A 16,620-nucleotide genomic window follows, 5' to 3' on the forward strand; every position below is an offset into this window, starting at 1 on the left:
TCCGCCTTGCGATCGCACGCACCAGACGCCGCCGGGCCCGCCCTCCGGGCGGACGACGCTACTTTCGAAACACGCCCCAGGGCCCGTCCTTCGGATATCGCCGGGGGCCGCGTCCGCCGCGGGTGACCGGGGCGCCGAGCGGCTGATCCCGGCGACCCGATCGGGGAGGAAGGCCCTCAGCGCGCCCCGGCCGGCGTCGGCGCCGGGGCGGCGGCGGGGACTTCGAGGGCGGCGAGGACCGGGAGGTGGTCCGTGGCCGCGCGCAGATCGGCGTCGACGACCCCGGGCAGCCCGTGGGGCACCCCGCAGCCCAGCACCCGCACGCCGCGGGTGGCGAAGATCGCGTCGATGCGGCGGTCCGGCCCGTGGGCGGGGAACGTGGGCTCGCTCCCCCAGGGCGCGGCCGTGCGGCAGTCCTGGAGGGCCTCGGCCAGCCGGGCGAAGGTGCGCCCGTCGGGCCGCTCGTTGAGGTCGCCGCCCGCGATCGCGTGTTCCACGCCCAGGCCGGCCAGCCGGTCGAGGAGCATGCCGCCCTGCGCGTCGCGTTCGGCCGCCGTCAGCCCGAGGTGACAGCTGACGACGCCGAGCCGGGCGCCCCCGAAGCGGACCACCGCGGTCGCCAGGCCGCGCCGGAACTGCCCCGGGGTCAGCGGCAGCAGCACGTCCTCGGTGCGTTCGACGGTGGCGCGCAGCGAGCACAGGAGGGCGGGCCCGGCGGCCGTGCCGCCGCCGGTGAGGATCACCTGGCCGGTGTCGGCGGCGAGCCGGGCCAGCTTCTTGCGCCAGCGGAAGAAGATCGGCGACTCCTGGAGGAGGACCAGGTCGGGGGCGCAGGCGGTGATGACCCGGGCGAGGGCGTCGGTGTCGTCGCGCAGGGAGCGGACGTTGTAGCTGAGGACCCGGATGACGGCCGAACCGTCGGGCTCGGTCCGGGAGTTCGGAAGCGGCGAGGTCGTCGGCATAGCGATCAAGATACGCCGCCGTGCCCGGTACGTCCGTGAACGCGAACGGGGGCTGCGAGCAGCCCCCGTGACACCGCTGTCACGCGCCGGGCGACGACCGGGCCGCCCCTGCGGCGGTCCGGAACGCCCGGCACGACGACCGGTGCGCCTACATGATCGGGTCGGGCTCTCTCGCCAGGTCCGCCGCGCCGACCAGACCCGCCTTGTTGCCCAGCTGGGCCGCGATGACGTCGGCCACCGGACGCCAGTTGCCGCCGACCAGCCACCGCTTGTAGGACTTGCGGATCGGGTCGAGGACCAGTTCGCCCTCGTCGGAGAGGCCGCCGCCGACGATGAAGGCCGACGGGTCGAACAGGGACGCGAGGTCGGCCAGGCCCGCGCCGGCCCAGCGGGCCAGCTCACGGTAGGAGTCGACGGCGACCGGGTCGCCCTGGCGGGCGGCCATGGAGATGTGCTTGCCCTCGATGCCGTCCGGGCTGCCGTCGCCGAGGCCGAGCAGGATCTCGGCGTTCTCCGGGGTGGCGTTGGCGCGCTGCTTGGCGTAGCGCACCAGGGCGCGGCCGGAGGCGTACTGCTCCCAGCAGCCCTGCGAGCCGCAGCCGCACAGCAGGCCGTCCGGCACCATGCGGATGTGGCCGAACTCGGCGGCGACGCCGAAGTGACCGCGGCGCAGCTTGTTGCCGATGATGATGCCGCCGCCGAGGCCGGTGCCGAGGGTGATGCAGATGACGTTGCGGTGGCCCTTGCCGGCGCCGAACTTGTACTCGCCCCAGGCGGCGGCGTTGGCGTCGTTCTCCACGACGACCGGCAGCCCGACCCGGGCCTCGACCTCGTCCTTCAGCGGCTCCTGGCGCCAGTCGATGTTGGGCGCGAAGTAGACCGTCGAGCGCTGGCGGTTGACGTAGCCGGCGGCGCCGATGCCCACACCGACGATGTCGTGGCCCACGCGCGCGCCGTCGACGGCGGCGGCGATGGCGTCCACGATGGCCTCGGGCGTGCCAGGGGTCGGCACCTGGTGGGTCGACAGGATGCTGCCTTCCTCATCGACCACGCCGGCCGCGATCTTCGTGCCGCCGATGTCGACGCCGATGGTGAGTCCCATGAATCCCTCAGTTTCGGTCGAGCCCCGCTACGGCCAACCGTACCCGAGGCCCTGCCCCGGGAGGGCTTCAGTCCAAGTCGATGCGCTGGCCGGGACCGGTGCCGTCGCCGCCCTCGGGGCCGGTGTCGCGCGGGTCGTCGGCTCCCGCGGTCCAGCGCCGCTCCTGGGTCTGGACCGCGGAGCGGTAGGCGGCGAGGAGCTCGGTCCCGGCGGCCGCCAGGTGGTCGAAGACGTCCGGGTTGCGCTCGATCACGGGCTCCACGGCGGCTCTGGCCTGCTGGACGACCTGCCGGACGGCCTGCTGGGCGGCGGGCCCCGCGACCGCTCCGAGCAGCGGCGACTGGATGGACGACAGCTTGTCGCTGACGGCGTCGACGAGCTTGCGCAGTTCCTCGGCGGCCGAGCCCGGCTGCGGACCGTGCTCGGCGCGGCGGCGGGCCTTCTCCGCCGCGAGGTCCTCGGCGGCGGCGGTGGCCCAGGCGTCGGCGTCGCTCACGCGCGGTTCCTCGTCGGCGGTCCCGGCGCCGGTGGGCTCCCCGGCGGCGTCGGGCGTGGGGCGCTCTTCGCTCATGGCGGACTCCTGACGACTGCGGGTTGACGAGGCCTGGCCGCGGCCCGTCCTTACGACGTTACCCGAACGGCGGTACGTCGTTCACCGGGTCCGCGGCCACAGGGCGGGATCCGGAGCGAAGCGCACGCACAGCTCGCCGTCGCGCAGGGCGGCGCCGTCGACGGTGCAGCGGCGCAGCACGGAGGGCAGCGCGACGATGCGGCGGAACGGACCGGCGGTGACGACGAGTTCGTCGCCGCGCCGGATGAGGTCGAGTTCGTCGCGCACGGCGCCGGGCAGCGGGATGTGCCAGACGAGGACGCCGTCCGACGCGAGCCGGTCGGCGACGGGCCACTCGACCGGGGAGCCCGCCGGGTTGACGGCGGGGGCGGCGAGCGCGGCGAGGTCGTCGGCGCCGCGCGGGTCGTGGCCGAGGTGGGCGACGGGACGGGCCGCCGCCCCCCATTCCTCCAGCGTCTTGCGCTGCTGGGTGACCAGCCGGCCGAGCCGGCCGTCGTCGGCGGAGTCCTCGGGCAGGACCCGGTTGGCGACGAGCGACTCGACGGGCAGGGCGCGCAGGGCGAGGCCCAGGCGGGCGTCGCGGATCGCGTCGGCGCCGGCCGGTCCGGGTTCGGCGACGAGCCGTACGCAGGTGCCCCGGTCGGCAAGGACGGCCTCGACGGCGGCGAGCTCGGTGTCCCAGCGGGCCGTCGTCTCGTAGAGCCACTCGGCGGGCATGGGGACGCCGGCGAGCCGGCCGAGCATGGGGCGCAGCGCGCGGGCCGCCTGGCGTTCGGGCGGGAGCAGCCGGCGCAGGTAGCGGCGCAATTCTTCCGGGAGTGCCAGCAGGGCGAGGGCCTGCGGGGCGGGCGGGAGGTCGACCACGAGGAGGTCGTGCGCCTCGGCGAGGGCGGCGTCGCGCAGGGCGCGCAGCACGGTCAGCTCCTCGGCGCCGGGCAGGGGGGTGACCTCCTCCGGGTCGAGCCGGGAGGCGCCGAGCAGGTCGAGGACGGTGGCGGCCCGGTCCTGGAATCCGGCGAGGTCGTCGCGGAATCCGGCGTCGGCGTCGGGGCGCCAGGCGGTGAGGCGCGGGGCGACGGTCACCGGGGTCGGCCCGGTGCGCACCCCGAGGGCCGCGCCGAGGGTGTCGGTGCGGTCGGCACCGAGGAGGAGGGTGCGGACGCCCTCCGCCGCCGCGCGCTGGGCCGTGGCGGCCGCGACTGTCGTACGGCCGCTGCCGCCGGGGCCGGTGATCAGGAGGGTGCGCATGAGGGGGAACGCTACCGGTCGGGGCGCCGCCCAGGGCATTCGTCCCGGGCCGGGCCGCTCGGAGCTGCGACGGCGGGTGCCGGACCCGCGGCCCCCGGCAGGATCCGACAGGCGGGCCCGGGCCGCGCCCGCCGCCCCGGCCCTACTTCTCGCCCGACTCCACGCGCTTCTTCAGGCCCGCCAGCGCCCGGTCGATGATGACCTTCTCGGCCTTGCGCTTGATCATGCCCAGCATGGGGATCTTGACGTCCACGGTCAGCCGGTAGGTGACCTGGGTGCCGCCCGCGCCGGCCGGCGTGAGGAGGTAGGAGCCGTCGAGCTGGCGGAGCATCTGGGACTTCACCAGCGTCCAGGAGACCTCGTGCTCGCCGGTCCAGGTGTAGCCGAGGACCTGGTCGTCCTTGATCGCGCCCGCGTCCATGACCAGGCGCACCTGTTCGGCGCGGCCCTGCGCGTCCTCCTTGAGGACCTCTGCCTGCTTCACCTCGCCGGTCCAGTCCGGGTAGCGGGCGAAGTCGGCGATCACCGCCATGACGTCGGCCGGTGCCGCCTCGATCGTGATGCTCGAGCTGGTGTGTTCCGCCATCGCCGTGGCTCCTCCGGATGCGGGCCCGTAAGGGTACGTGTGTGCAGCGTGAAGGCTACCGCGCGGTCGGTCGGGTGATTTCACCACTCCAGGGCATACGGCCGGCCGGCGGCCGCGAAGTGGCCCACGTTGACGCACTCGGTCGCCCCGATCCGCATCCGGCGGGCGAGCGGCTGGTGGACGTGGCCGAAGAGGGAGTAGCGGGGCCGGGTGCGGCGGATCGCGTCCAGCAGGGCGCGACTGCCGCGTTCGAAGCGGCGGGCCACGGTGTCGTAGACGAGCTCCGGCACCTCCGGCGGGATGTGGGTGCACAGCACGTCGACCTCGCCGACGGCCTCGATCTTGGCCGCGTACTCCTCGTCGCCGATCTCGTACGGGGTGCGCATCGGGGTGCGCAGACCGCCGCCCACGAAGCCGAAGACGCGGCCGCCGATCTCCACCCGCTCGCCGTCGAGGACGGTCGTGCCGGGGCCGGCGAACTCGGGCCACAGCCGGGGGATGTCGACGTTGCCGTACGTGGCGTAGGTGGGCGTGGGGAACGCGGGGAACATCTCGCCGTACTGCTTGCGGACCGCCTGCTCGATGAGCGCGGCCCGGTCGCCGCCGACGCCGCTCCACAGCCGGGCGCCGAGTTCGCGGGCCTCCTCGAAGCGGCGGGCGGTGCGCAGTTCGACGAGGCGGTCGGCGTTCTCCGCGCCGAACAGGTCGGGGAAGATCCCGCGCGAGTGGTCGGCGTAGTCCAGGAACAGGACGAGGTCGCCCAGGCAGATCAGCGCGTCCGCGCCGTCGCCGGCCCGGGCCAGGTCGCGCGCGTTGCCGTGCACGTCACTGACCACGTGGACGCGTGTCCTGCGGTTTGCGGGCGGTGTGGATGCCATGTCGATCAAGGGTAGGCGTGTGGGGCATACGTGAACAGTGGCGGCCGGGATACCGGTTACTGGCCAGTCAGTAAAGCGGTGGACTAATGTCGGCCGGAAGACACCAATCTGTGTGACGCAGCGAACATCTGCCGGGCCCCCCTGTCGAAGAGGCCATACCGGCGGGTAACGTCCGGGCAGTCCAGTCGTGCTCAGGATTTCAACCACCGAGATTCACCGGATCCACGGGGTCCGCCGAGATTCCTGAGCGCAGCCCGAGCCTTGGACCGCACCGTCGCATCGCACAACGTCGTGGCGCCGGCGCCCTATGAGGAGCAGCAGTCTTGCGCGAGTTCAGCCTTCCGGCTTTGTACGAGGTCCCTGCGGACGGCAATCTGACCGACATCGTCCGCAGAAACGCCGCGCAGCATCCCGACGTCGCCGTCATCGCCCGCAAGGTCGGCGGCGCCTGGCAGGACGTGACGGCCACGGCGTTCCTCGCCGAGGTGCACGCGGCCGCCAAGGGCCTCATCGCCTCCGGCGTCCAGCCCGGCGACCGGGTGGGCCTGATGTCGCGCACCCGCTACGAGTGGACGCTGCTCGACTTCGCGATCTGGTGCGCGGGCGCGGTCACCGTTCCCGTCTACGAGACCAGCTCCCCCGAGCAGGTGCAGTGGATCCTCGCGGACTCCGGCGCGACGGCCGTCGTCGTCGAGCTGGACGCCCACACGGCGGCCGTGGAGTCGGTGCGCGAGTCGCTGCCCGCGCTCAAGCACGTCTGGCAGATCGAGGCGGGCGGTGTCGAGGAGCTCGGGCGACTCGGCCGGGACGTCTCGGACCTGGTCGTCGAGGAGCGCAGCTCGCAGGCCAGGGCCGACGATCCGGCGACCATCGTGTACACCTCGGGCACGACCGGCCGCCCCAAGGGCTGCGTGCTCACCCACCGCAGCTTCTTCGCCGAGTGCGGCAACGTCGTGGAGCGGCTGCGTCCGCTGTTCCGCACCGGCGAGTGCAGCGTCCTGCTGTTCCTGCCCCTCGCGCACGTGTTCGGCCGACTGGTGCAGATCGCCCCGATGATGGCGCCGATCAAGCTCGGCACGGTCCCGGACATCAAGAACCTCACCGACGAACTGGCGTCCTTCCGCCCGACGCTGATCCTGGGCGTGCCGCGGGTCTTCGAGAAGGTCTACAACTCGGCGCGCGCCAAGGCGCAGGCGGACGGCAAGGGCGCGATCTTCGACAAGGCGGCGGACACCGCCATCGCGTACAGCAAGGCGCTGGAGCTGCCGGGCGGCCCGCCGCTGAAGCTGAGGATCAAGCACAAGGTGTTCGACCGGCTGGTCTACAGCAAGCTGCGCGCGGTGCTCGGCGGCCGGGGCGAGTACGCGATCTCCGGCGGCGCCCCGCTGGGCGAGCGCCTCGGTCACTTCTTCCGCGGCATCGGCTTCACCGTCCTGGAGGGCTACGGCCTGACGGAGTCCTGCGCCGCGACCGCCTTCAACCCGTGGGACCGGCAGAAGATCGGCACGGTCGGCCAGCCGCTGCCCGGCTCGGTCGTGCGCATCGCGGACGACGGGGAAGTGCTGCTGCACGGCGAGCACCTCTTCAAGGAGTACTGGAACAACCCGGGCGCGACCGCGGAGGCGCTGGCCGACGGCTGGTTCCACACCGGCGACATCGGCACCCTCGACGAGGACGGCTACCTCAGGATCACCGGCCGCAAGAAGGAGATCATCGTCACGGCCGGCGGCAAGAACGTCGCCCCGGCCGTGATCGAGGACCGCATCCGCGCGCACGCGCTGGTCGCGGAGTGCATGGTGGTGGGCGACGGGCGGCCGTTCGTGGGCGCGCTGGTCACCATCGACGAGGAGTTCCTGGACCGTTGGGCTTCCGACCACGGCAAGCCGGCGGGTTCGACCGCGGCGTCGCTGCGCGAGGACGCCGACCTCCAGGCTGCCATCCAGTCGGCGATCGACGACGGCAACGCCGCGGTCTCGAAGGCGGAATCGGTGCGGAAGTTCCGCATTCTCTCCTCCCAGTTCACGGAGGACTCGGGCCACCTCACGCCGTCGCTGAAGCTCAAGCGCAACGTGGTGGCGAGGGACTACGCGGGCGAGATCGAGGCGATCTACGCCAAGTAGCGGCCCCTGAAGGCCTGCTGACGGCACGTCATGGCGCGAGGTCCTCCGCGAGGACCCGCGCCATCGTGCGTTCGGCGAGCGCGGTGATGGTGACGAACGGGTTCACCCCGATGTTGCCGGGGACCAGCGAGCCGTCGGTGACGTACAGCCGGGAATAGCCCTTCACCCGGCCGTAGTCGTCGGTGGCCTTCCCCAGCACGCAGCCGCCGAGCGGGTGGTACGTGAAGTCGTCGGCGAAGACCTTGTTGCCGGAGCCGAACAGGTCGTAGCGGTAGATGGTGGCGTTGGCCGCGTTGATGCGGTCGAAGAGCTTCTTCGCCATGCCCGCCGAGACGGCGCTCTGCGCGGCGCTCCAGCCCAGCTTCACCCCGCCCGTGGCGGCGTCGTAGGTGAACGCGGCGCGCTGCGGGTTCTTGGTGATGGCCAGGTAGAGGCTGACCCAGTGCTCCAGCCCCATGGGCAGCGGCGCGATCTCCGCGAAGACGGGGTTGGCGGTGTTGGCCCAGTCGTCGATGCCCATGACCGGCATGGTCGACTGGTTGGCGCCGACGGTGTCCCACAGGTGGTTGGCGCGCCCCAGCATCACGTTGCCGTTGGGCCCCCAGCCCGCCCCCACACTGGCGTTCAGCGCGGGCAGCGTGCCGGTCTCCCGGGCCCGGACCAGGAGTTCGCTGGTCCCGAGGCTGCCGCCGCCGAGGAAGAGGGAGGTGCAGCCGTACTGCTTGGTCTCGACGACCTGGCCCGTGTCGTCGATGCGGTCGGCCGTCAGGACGTACGTCCCGTCGGCGGCCCGGCTGATGCCGCGCACCTTCTCCATGGTGTGGATCGTGACGTTGCCGGTGCCGAGCGCCGCCGCCAGATACGTCTTGTCGAGGCTCTTCTTGCCGTGGTTGTTGCCGTAGATGACCTCCTGCCCGAGGGCCGACCTGACGGCGGTGCCGGCCGCCTCGCGCTGCATGTAGTCGAAGTCGTAGACGCTCGGCACGAAGGTGGTCCTCAGGCCGGTGTTCTGCGCGTGCTTGCGGGAGACGCGGGTGAACCGGTACCACTCGGTCGACTCGAACCAGGCGGGGTCGACGCTGTTGACGCCGAGCATGGCGCGGGCGCGCGGGTAGTACGTCGCGTACATCTCCGTCGCGTCGACGGTGGGGAACTGCTCGGCGAAGTAGGCCGGTTGCGGGGTGACCGCCATCGAGCCGTTGACCAGGGAGCCGCCGCCGACCCCCCGGCCCACGAAGACGGACATGGCGTCGAAGTGCACCCGGTCCAGGACGCCCGGGTAGCGGCCGATGTCCTTGTTGACGAGGTCCAGCCACAGGAAGGTGGCCAACGGCGCCTCGGTGCGGGTGCGGAACCACATGGAACGCTGGTCGGGGGAGGCGGTGTTGCAGAAGACCTTGCCGTCGGGGCCCGCGGTGTTCCACAGCCGGCCCATCTCCAGGACGAGGGTGCGGACGCCGGCCTGGCCGAGGCGCAGGGCGGCGACGGCGGCGCCGTAACCGGAGCCGACCACGATCGCGGGGGCGGACTCGACCGCGGCGGGCTCGGCCGCGTGGGCCGACTGGATGCCCACGCGGGTGAAGCCGAGAGTGGCCGCCGTCTGGAGGGCGGCCATACCAAGGATTTGACGTCTCGTCAGCTGACGCTGCATCAGTTTGGCTGTCATGTGCGCAGCATCAGCGGATTTTCGCCCTCCGCCTAGAGCAAAGGGAGAAAAGTCTAGAGCAATGTTCTCAACCGCTCCGCGAGCAGGTCCCAGCGCCACTTCTCCTCGACCCAGAGCCGGCCCCGCTCCCCCATCCGTCGGCGCAGCTCCGCGTCCCCGAGGAGGGCGACGATCCGCTCGGCGGCGTCCGCCGGGGAGCCACCGCGCACGACCCACCCCGTCTCGCCGTCCAGCACGGCGTCTGGCGCGCCTCCGGAGTCCCCGGCGACCACCGGCAGCCCGGTCGCCGACGCCTCCAGATACACGATCCCGAGCCCCTCGACGTCGAGTCCGCCGCGCCGCGTCCGGCACGGCATGGCGAAGACGTCCCCGGCGCCGTAGTGGGCGGGCAGCTGGGACCAGGGCACCGCCCCGGTGAAGCGCACGGAGGCCGCGACCCCGCGCTCGCGCGCGAGAGCACGCAGGTCCTTCTCGTACGGGCCGCCCCCGACGATCAGCAGCACCGCGTCCGGCTCGGCCGCCAGGATCCGGGGCATGGCCGCGATCAGCGTGTCCTGCCCCTTGCGCGGGACCAGCCGCGAGACGCACACGACCACCGGCCGGTCGGTCAGCCCGAGCCGCGCCCGCACCTCGTCGCCGCCCGAGCCGGGGTGGAAGGTCTTCTCGTCGACGCCCGGCGGCAGCTGCACCATCCGGCCCGCCGCCTCGGCGCTCAGCGCCGTCGCGATCCGCGAGCGGGTGTACTCGCCGAGGTAGGTGATCGTGTCCGTGCTCTCGCCGATCCGGCGCAACAGCCGGCGGGCGGCGGGCAGCTGCGCCCACCCGGCCTCGTGCCCGTGGGTGGTGGCCACCAGCCGCTCGGCGCCGGCCCTGCGCAGCGCCGGGGCCATCAGGGCCAGCGGCGCCGCCGCCCCGAACCACACCGACGTGCATCCGTGCTCGCGCAGCAGTCCGGTCGCCCGGCGGGTCGCCGCGGGCGTCGGCAGCAGCATCGTCGTGGCGTCGCGGACGACGGTGAAGGGCTGCTCCGCGTCGAAGGCGGCGGTCGCCTCGACGCCCTCCCGGGAACGCTTCCAGGTGGACGCGTAGACGACGAGCCGGTCCGGGTCGAGCCGCAGCGCCATGTTGTGCAGGAACGCCTGGATCCCGCCCGGGCGGGGCGGGAAGTCGTTCGTCACGATGAGGGTCTTGTGCATCGCGACCGACCCTATCCAAACGCCCCGCACGGCCGCGCCCGGCAACGCCGCACGAGGGCGGCGCGGACGGGAGGCGCGGACCGGGAGGGCTCCGGCGGGCGGTCGTGGCCGCTCAGCCGAGGCGGGCCCTGAGGTAGTCCTGCCAGTCCCCCGTGAACCGCGGGAGCGAGGTGTGCAGGACGTCCTTCAGCGCGCCCTCCACGGCCCCCGCCCGCTCCTCGTGCTCCCCGACGGCCCGGTAGAACGCGTCGAGCCGCTCCTCGCCCCAGCGTTCGGCGATCATCCGGCAGGCCAGCCAGCCGCCCTCGTACGCCTCGGCCAGCCGGCTCGCGTCGCCGGAGAACGCGAAGTCGCCGTCGGCGGGCAGCACGGCCGGGACGCTCCCCGTCATGACGGAGTGCTGTAGCTCCGGCGCGACCTCGGGCGGGGTGCGCCCGGTGCCGCGGTAGCCGACCCAGTCGGCGTACCCCTCGGACAGCCAGAGCGGGGTGGCGGCGCCGGTGTGGGCGCGGGTGGCGACATGCGTCGTCTCGTGGGTGAGGACCACCTGCCGGCCGACCCGGCCGAGCATGCCGTACGCGTCGGGGTTGACGATGACCCGGTCCGCGGGCGCCTTCGCCCGGCCGCCCGTCTCCCCCGTCGTCACCGCGGCGATCCCCCGGTAGGCGGCGGCGGGCGAGCCGAGCAGCCCCGCCATGCCCGCCAGCGACTTCGGCACCAGGACGACGACGTGGCCCGCCCAGGCCGTGCCCCAGGCCGCCGACACGGCCGGGACGGCGTCGTCGGCCAGTTCGGCGAAGGACCGCAGCCGTTCGCCGGACTGCCCGACCCCCAGCACCAGGCTGTGCGCCCCGCGCACGGCGTTCACCGCGCCCTGGTCCCACAACTGCTGGCCGGTCTCCTTCGCGGGCTTCTCCGACGTCACCGACCACCGCCCGCCCGCGCCCCGCGCCAGGCGCACGGTGCGCTTCACGACGACCGGGGCGCGGTCGTAGTCCGCTACCCGGTAGCTCAGCTCGGCGTCCGCGGTGGCGGTGTCCCCGCCGCGCCGCAGCGTCGTCACCCGGTAGGACCAGGCCGCGAGCGGGACCGCCCGCACCGCGGCGAACCCGGCGGCGTCGCCGGTGGCCGCGTAGGCGCGCGCGTCGTGGTGGAGGACCGCGGCGGCCCTGCGGTCCAGCAGCCGCTGCACCTCGGCCCGCGCGCCGTCCGTCGCGGGCCGGCCGCCGCAGGCGACCAGGGCGGCGAGGAGCGTGACGACCACCGGCCAGGCCCCCACGGCCCGGTATCCGCGCACCCGCCATCGACCACTCATCCACCCGATCGTACGGCGGCCGCGCCGCAGGGGCCGGGGGTCAGGGCCTGGTGACGGACGACACCGGCATCATCCCGACCGGGTCGTAGCGCACCGGCGCGCCCGGATAGGGGGCGTGGATGACCTGTCCGTTGCCGACGTACATGCCGACATGGCTGGCGTCGGAGCGGTAGGTGACGATGTCGCCGGGCCGGGCCTGGGAGAGCGGAACGCGCCGGCCGGCGTGCGCCTGGGCCTGCGAGGTGCGCGGCAGCGCGACGCCGGCCTGCGCGTACGACCACTGCATGAGTCCCGAACAGTCGAAGCCGGAGGGCCCGTTGGCGCCCCAGACGTACGGCTTGCCGAGCGCCGAGCGGACGGCGGCCAGCGCGGCGGCCGCACGGCCGGACGCCGGGACCGCGCCGCCCGAGAGGCCGGGCAGGTCCTCGCGCCCGGAGCGCGAGGCGCGGTCGTAGGCGGCGCGTTCCCCGGACGGCAGGGAGGCCAGCAGCTGCCTGGCCCGGGCGAGCTTGCGCTCCACGGTCCGCTTGTGGCCGGCCACGGCCTCGCGGCTCTTCTCCAGCTCCGCGAGCCGGTGGCCGGCCTCCGAGCGCTCCTGGTGCAGCTCGCGCAGGGCGCCCTGCAGTTCCCTCAGTTCACCGGCCTGGTGGGCGGTGATGCGGTCCAGGACGGACGCCTTGGCGAGGTACTCCTCCGGGTCGTCGGAGAACAGCAGCGCGAGGGAGGGGTCGAGGCCGCCCGAGCGGTACTGGGCCCCGGCCAGCGAACCGAGCTCCTCACGCAGGTCGTTGACACGCTCCTGCTGCCGGGCGACCCGGTCCTGGGCGTCGCCGAGCTGCCGGCGCAGGGCGCCGGAACGTTCGTCGGCCTTGTTGTAGGCCTCGGTGGCCTTCTCGGCCTCCTCGTAGAGGCGGTCCACCTCGGCACGGGTGCCGTCGTGCGGGGCGGCCGTGGCCGGTACGGCGGACACGGCGCCGAGGGCGGCGGCCGCGACGGACAGCACGCTCAGGGCGCAGGCGCCCCGGTCGAACCCGGACTGTGCAAGGCGGCGATGGGACCCCACGGGAAGCCGCGCTCCTTCCACCGGTGGACAGGGAAACGCGGCAGACAGTAGCCCCGCCGGTGGGGGTCGGCCAAAGACCTCGGTGGGCACGCACAGTGACGCCCCGCCGCTGACGCAGGTCACCGGCGGGGCGTGGGGTCACTCCTCGTCGTCATGATTCGCCCGTTCGGGCGGCATGGTGTCCTGATCTTGAAGGTGATCGGACCCCGGTCCGGCGTGGGTCAGACCCGGACGCCGAACATGAACGGGCCGCCGATGGTGCCCATCGACTCGTAGCGCACGACGGTCCCGGTGCGCGGCGCGTGGATGATCTGGCCGTTGCCCGCGTACAGACCGACGTGGTGCAGGTCGTTGAAGAAGAACACCAGGTCGCCGACCTTGAGGTCGCTCTGCGAGTAGATGCGCGTGCCGTAGTTGGCCTGTGCCTCGGACGTCCGAGGGATGCCGACGCCGGCCTGCCCGTAGGCCCAGGAGGTGAGGCCCGAGCAGTCGTACATGGCGGTGCCGGTGGAGCCGTAGTGGTACGGCTTGCCGAGCTGGCTCTGCGCGGCCTGGAAGGCGGCCATGGCCCGGCCGGAGCCGGTGGGGGCGTCGCCGAGGTCGACGCGCTGACCGGCGTCGCGGCTGGCGCGGGTGTCGGCGGCGGCGAGGGCCGCCTTCTCCTTGGCCGTCAGCGTGTTGAGGAGCTTGCGCGCCTCGGCGAGCTTGCCCTGGACTTCCTTCTTCTTCTTGCCCAGCTCGGTGCGGGTGGTGGCGAGGTCCTTGAGCTTGCCGGAGGCCTCGGCCCGCTGCTGGGCGAGTTCGCGCTGCTTCTCCTGGATCTTCTTGAGCGCCTCGACCTGCTGGGCGCTCAACTGGTCGGCGGCCGAGGCCTTGTCCAGGAAGTCGTCCGGGTTCGAGGAGAGAAGGAGCTGCAAGGAGGAGTCTATGGACCCGGTGCGGTACTGGGCGGCGGCCGCCAGACCCATGGAGTCGCGCAGCTCGTTGAGATCCGCCTGCCCCCGCGCCACGTTGTCCTGGATGGTGGAGATCTCCTTCTGGAGCTTCTCCTGCTTCTCCTGGGCCCCGTTGTACGTCTCGGTGGCCTGCTCCGCCTCTTCGTAGAGCTTGTCGACCTTGCTCTTGACCTCGTCCTTGGTGAGCTTCTCGCTGGGCGCCGCGTTGGCGGCCTGGGAGCTCAGCACGACGGCAGCGGCGGCTGCGGTGGTCAGCACGGTCACGCGTGCGCGACTGGGCTGCTTCGGTCGACGGTGGGACGCCACGGAGACGGGCTCCTTCTTTTGAGTGATCACCCGTGTGGAGGTTCGAGGCCTGACCTTAGTGACCTCGCCGTGATCAGTTCAAATCCTCCAGAGAAAAAAACCCCTCACGCAACGCAGTTTTTTCACTCAACTCACGAGCAGTGATGCGCGATTGACACTACGTTGCGTGATGATTGCGTCAATTCGGTCATTAAACCTGCGAACGTCGACCTTCAGGACAGGCGCTTCAGAAGTACCGCGGAAGCCACCGGTCGGGCTCCCACCTTGGCGACCCCGTCGGCCACCTCCCGGTCGGTCGAGGCCACGATGACCGGACGACCCGACGGCTCGGCCCGCACCAGCTGACGGATCAGCTCGTCGGCCGTGACGCCCGGCTTGGAGAACAGCACCCGCACCCCGCGCGGCGGCGCGAGCAGCACCGGAGCCGCCAGTTCGGCCCCGTCGAAGACACAGGTGACCTCGGCGCCGGTCTGCGCGGCGAGCTGCGAGAGCTGCCCGAGCAGCCGCAACCGCTGCTTCTCCAACGGCATCTGCGGATAGCCGGTCTTGGTGACGTTGTAGCCGTCGACCACGAGATGCGCCTGCGGCAACGCGAGCAACTGGTCGAGAATGGCCGGATCGTGCTCCGACAGGGCGCGGGCGGCGATGTCCTTCGGGGTCATCCGGCCCGGCTCCACCGCGTCGACGGTCTCCGCGGGCCGCACCGACACCGGCGGCAGCGCCAGTTCCCGGCGCAGCCCCTGGGCCGCGTCCAGCACGGTGTCCAGCAGCAGCCGCACCCGCATGTCCTCCACGCTGCGCCCCTCGCGCGCCGCCCGCCGGGTGGCCTCCAGGGCGGCCTCCGCCTCGCCCAGCCGCGACTTCAGCCGCCGGGTCTCGCTCTCGGCGGCGGACACCTGGGCGTGCCCCTCGGCGCGCAGGGTCTCCATCTCGCCCTGCACCTTGCGCAGCGCGGCCTCGCCCCGCTTGACGTCGCTGAGGGCCGAGCGCAGCTTGCGGTGCAGCGACTCGGTCTCCTTCTTCGCCGCGTCGAGCTCGGCGCGCAGCCGCTCGGTGTCCGTGCGGGTCTGCTCCCGGGCCCGGTCCAGCTCCGCGCGCAGCCGTTCCAGTTCCGCCCGGCTCTCCTCGTCGGCCCGCTCCGCGTCCGCCCGCTGGGCCTCCTCGCCGGCCGCGGTGACCAGCTTCACCCAGCCGGCGGGCCGCAGCACGTAGGCCGCGGCCGCCACGTCGAGCGGGTCCGCGGCCGGGGTCGGCGAGCCGGAGTCGAGGGCGCCGGACAGCTCCGGCTGGGCCTCTCTGTACTTCTCGGCGATGCGCTGCCGGAAGAGCGGATCGGTCTCCAGCGCGGCCGCCATCGCGTTCCCCGCGAACTTGGCCCGTCGGTTGGGGGCGAACCGGGCGTACTGGCGCAACTGCGCGGGCAGTTCGCCGACCGTCAGCCCGCCGAAGCCGTCGGAGACGATCGTGACGACCCTGCGCCGCACGCCGTCCGGCAGCGGACGGTCGAGCATCTCGGCGGCGCCGTCGCCCGGCCCCCCGCCTGCGCTCTCCACCATCCGTCACACCCCAATATCCGTGCGGGCCCTCCCCCGCTCTCGACGTCGCTCGAGCGGGGGGACCCCACCGTCAGGAACCGGCGCCCGGCCGATCCACGAGTTCCACCTGGTCCACGGCGTTGCACCAGCGACACCGCACCGACTCGATGGTCTCACTGACCACGTCGCGCTCCTCGACCTTCGGCTCACCGGCGAGGTCGAGGTGCACGTACTCGACGACCTTCGACGAGCGCGTCACGTCGAACCGCGTGAGGTTGCCGCAGAGCGTGCAGCGCCACCGTGTCGTGGCGGTCGGCAGGGGAACCGTCATCGTGACTTTCCGCTCCTTCTAGTGTCCCGCTTCTGGCGCCGGGGTCGGGCCGGAGGCTCCCCCGTGCGTGTGGCTCGTAACCCTACGGCCTGGCGGGTACTCGCCGCCCGTCCGTCCACGGGGGCCGTCCGGCGGCGAGGCGGCCCAGGAGAGTACGTCCCGTTACGTCATGCTTTGTAGCCATGATCAGCAACTGGAACGGGTCGGTCCGCAGGGCGCTCCGCGCCTCCTCGGCGCCGGTGACCCACGGCTTGATCGCCCTGTGCTGTCTGATCTTCGTGATCGGTCCCGCCTCGGGCCTCAATCCGGCGTACGGCGCCGGGGACGCGCTGCCCGCCGCGCAGCGCGCCTACTTCCGGCGCTGGGGCGTGGTGCCCGCCGAGTTCTTCGACGGCGCTCCGGGCGCCGTGCTGAGCCCGCTCACCGCCCTCTTCGTGCACGGCAGCTGGGTGCATCTGCTCGGCAACATGCTGTTCCTCCACGTCTTCGGGGCGATGACCGAGCGCCGGATGGGCCGCGTGGAGTTCACGCTCTTCTACACCGGCTGCGGATACCTGGCCCTGCTGGGCTACGCGGCGGCCAACGCCGGGTCGTCGCAGTCCCTGGTGGGCGCCTCGGGCGCGATCTCGGCGGTGCTCGGAGCGTTCCTGTACCTGTTTCCCCGGGCCCGGGTGACCAGTCTCCTGCCGTTCCTGTTCTTCCTGCCGCTGAGGTTCCCCGCCTGGGTCGTGCTGCCCTTCTGGGCGGCCCTGCAATGGGTGGGGGCGGGGCGGGCCACGCAGGGC

Annotated in this window: 15 protein-coding genes; 2 read left to right on the forward strand and 13 right to left on the reverse strand. The window is 73.0% G+C overall.

Annotated elements, in window-relative coordinates; all coding sequences use genetic code 11:
- Positions 1 to 176: 176 nt before the first annotated feature.
- The 6 genes from KMS84_RS33345 to KMS84_RS33370 form a co-directional block, all read right to left on the reverse strand.
- Positions 177 to 962: an endonuclease/exonuclease/phosphatase family protein gene (locus tag KMS84_RS33345; protein WP_256920258.1), complete on the reverse strand. Its 786-nt coding sequence runs from the start codon at positions 960 to 962 to the stop codon at positions 177 to 179.
- A gap of 148 nt (positions 963 to 1,110) precedes the next feature.
- On the reverse strand, positions 1,111 to 2,064 hold the full coding sequence (locus KMS84_RS33350) for an ROK family glucokinase (RefSeq protein WP_256920259.1): 954 nt from the start codon (positions 2,062 to 2,064) through the stop codon (positions 1,111 to 1,113).
- Between the two features lie 67 nt (positions 2,065 to 2,131).
- Entirely contained in the window at positions 2,132 to 2,635 is a 504-nt protein-coding gene (locus tag KMS84_RS33355) for a DUF5304 domain-containing protein (protein WP_256920260.1), read from the reverse strand.
- Positions 2,636 to 2,716: 81 nt separating this feature from the next.
- Positions 2,717 to 3,883, reverse strand: a complete 1,167-nt coding sequence (locus KMS84_RS33360) for an ArsA family ATPase (protein WP_256920261.1) — start codon at positions 3,881 to 3,883, stop codon at positions 2,717 to 2,719.
- A 142-nt stretch (positions 3,884 to 4,025) separates the two neighbouring features.
- Positions 4,026 to 4,469, reverse strand: coding sequence for an SRPBCC family protein (locus KMS84_RS33365; protein WP_256920262.1), 444 nt, complete (start codon positions 4,467 to 4,469; stop codon positions 4,026 to 4,028).
- Between the two features lie 80 nt (positions 4,470 to 4,549).
- Positions 4,550 to 5,305 (reverse strand): metallophosphoesterase family protein, encoded by a 756-nt coding sequence (locus tag KMS84_RS33370; protein ID WP_256920270.1) that lies wholly within the window; start codon positions 5,303 to 5,305, stop codon positions 4,550 to 4,552.
- 365 nt (positions 5,306 to 5,670) lie between these two features.
- On the opposite strand from KMS84_RS33370, the gene KMS84_RS33375 reads away from it, so the two are divergent.
- Positions 5,671 to 7,467 (forward strand): AMP-dependent synthetase/ligase, encoded by a 1,797-nt coding sequence (locus KMS84_RS33375; RefSeq protein ID WP_256920263.1) that lies wholly within the window; start codon positions 5,671 to 5,673, stop codon positions 7,465 to 7,467.
- Between the two features lie 28 nt (positions 7,468 to 7,495).
- On the opposite strand, the gene KMS84_RS33380 is transcribed toward KMS84_RS33375, so the two are convergent.
- The 7 genes from KMS84_RS33380 to KMS84_RS33410 form a co-directional block, all read right to left on the reverse strand.
- Positions 7,496 to 9,133, reverse strand: coding sequence for a GMC oxidoreductase (locus tag KMS84_RS33380; RefSeq protein ID WP_498066955.1), 1,638 nt, complete (start codon positions 9,131 to 9,133; stop codon positions 7,496 to 7,498).
- A gap of 53 nt (positions 9,134 to 9,186) precedes the next feature.
- A complete protein-coding gene (locus KMS84_RS33385; protein ID WP_256920264.1) occupies positions 9,187 to 10,329 on the reverse strand; it encodes a glycosyltransferase family 4 protein in 1,143 nt (380 codons plus the stop codon).
- A gap of 112 nt (positions 10,330 to 10,441) precedes the next feature.
- Positions 10,442 to 11,644 carry a hypothetical protein gene (locus KMS84_RS33390; protein ID WP_256920265.1) on the reverse strand — a complete coding sequence of 401 codons (1,203 nt, stop codon included), beginning with the start codon at positions 11,642 to 11,644 and terminating at the stop codon, positions 10,442 to 10,444.
- A gap of 40 nt (positions 11,645 to 11,684) precedes the next feature.
- Positions 11,685 to 12,707, reverse strand: a complete 1,023-nt coding sequence (locus tag KMS84_RS33395) for a C40 family peptidase (RefSeq protein ID WP_256920266.1) — start codon at positions 12,705 to 12,707, stop codon at positions 11,685 to 11,687.
- A gap of 221 nt (positions 12,708 to 12,928) precedes the next feature.
- Positions 12,929 to 13,969: a C40 family peptidase gene (locus KMS84_RS33400; protein WP_256920267.1), complete on the reverse strand. Its 1,041-nt coding sequence runs from the start codon at positions 13,967 to 13,969 to the stop codon at positions 12,929 to 12,931.
- Positions 13,970 to 14,181: 212 nt separating this feature from the next.
- Positions 14,182 to 15,525, reverse strand: coding sequence for an NYN domain-containing protein (locus KMS84_RS33405; RefSeq protein ID WP_256920268.1), 1,344 nt, complete (start codon positions 15,523 to 15,525; stop codon positions 14,182 to 14,184).
- A 70-nt stretch (positions 15,526 to 15,595) separates the two neighbouring features.
- Positions 15,596 to 15,835, reverse strand: a complete 240-nt coding sequence (locus KMS84_RS33410) for a hypothetical protein (RefSeq protein WP_095756136.1) — start codon at positions 15,833 to 15,835, stop codon at positions 15,596 to 15,598.
- Between the two features lie 182 nt (positions 15,836 to 16,017).
- On the opposite strand from KMS84_RS33410, the gene KMS84_RS33415 reads away from it, so the two are divergent.
- A partial coding sequence (locus tag KMS84_RS33415) for a rhomboid family intramembrane serine protease (RefSeq protein ID WP_256920269.1) occupies positions 16,018 to 16,620 on the forward strand: 603 nt, incomplete at its 3' end.

The organism is Streptomyces hilarionis (assembly GCF_024539675.1).
GTDB classification, from domain to species: Bacteria; Actinomycetota; Actinomycetes; order Streptomycetales; family Streptomycetaceae; genus Streptomyces; species Streptomyces hilarionis.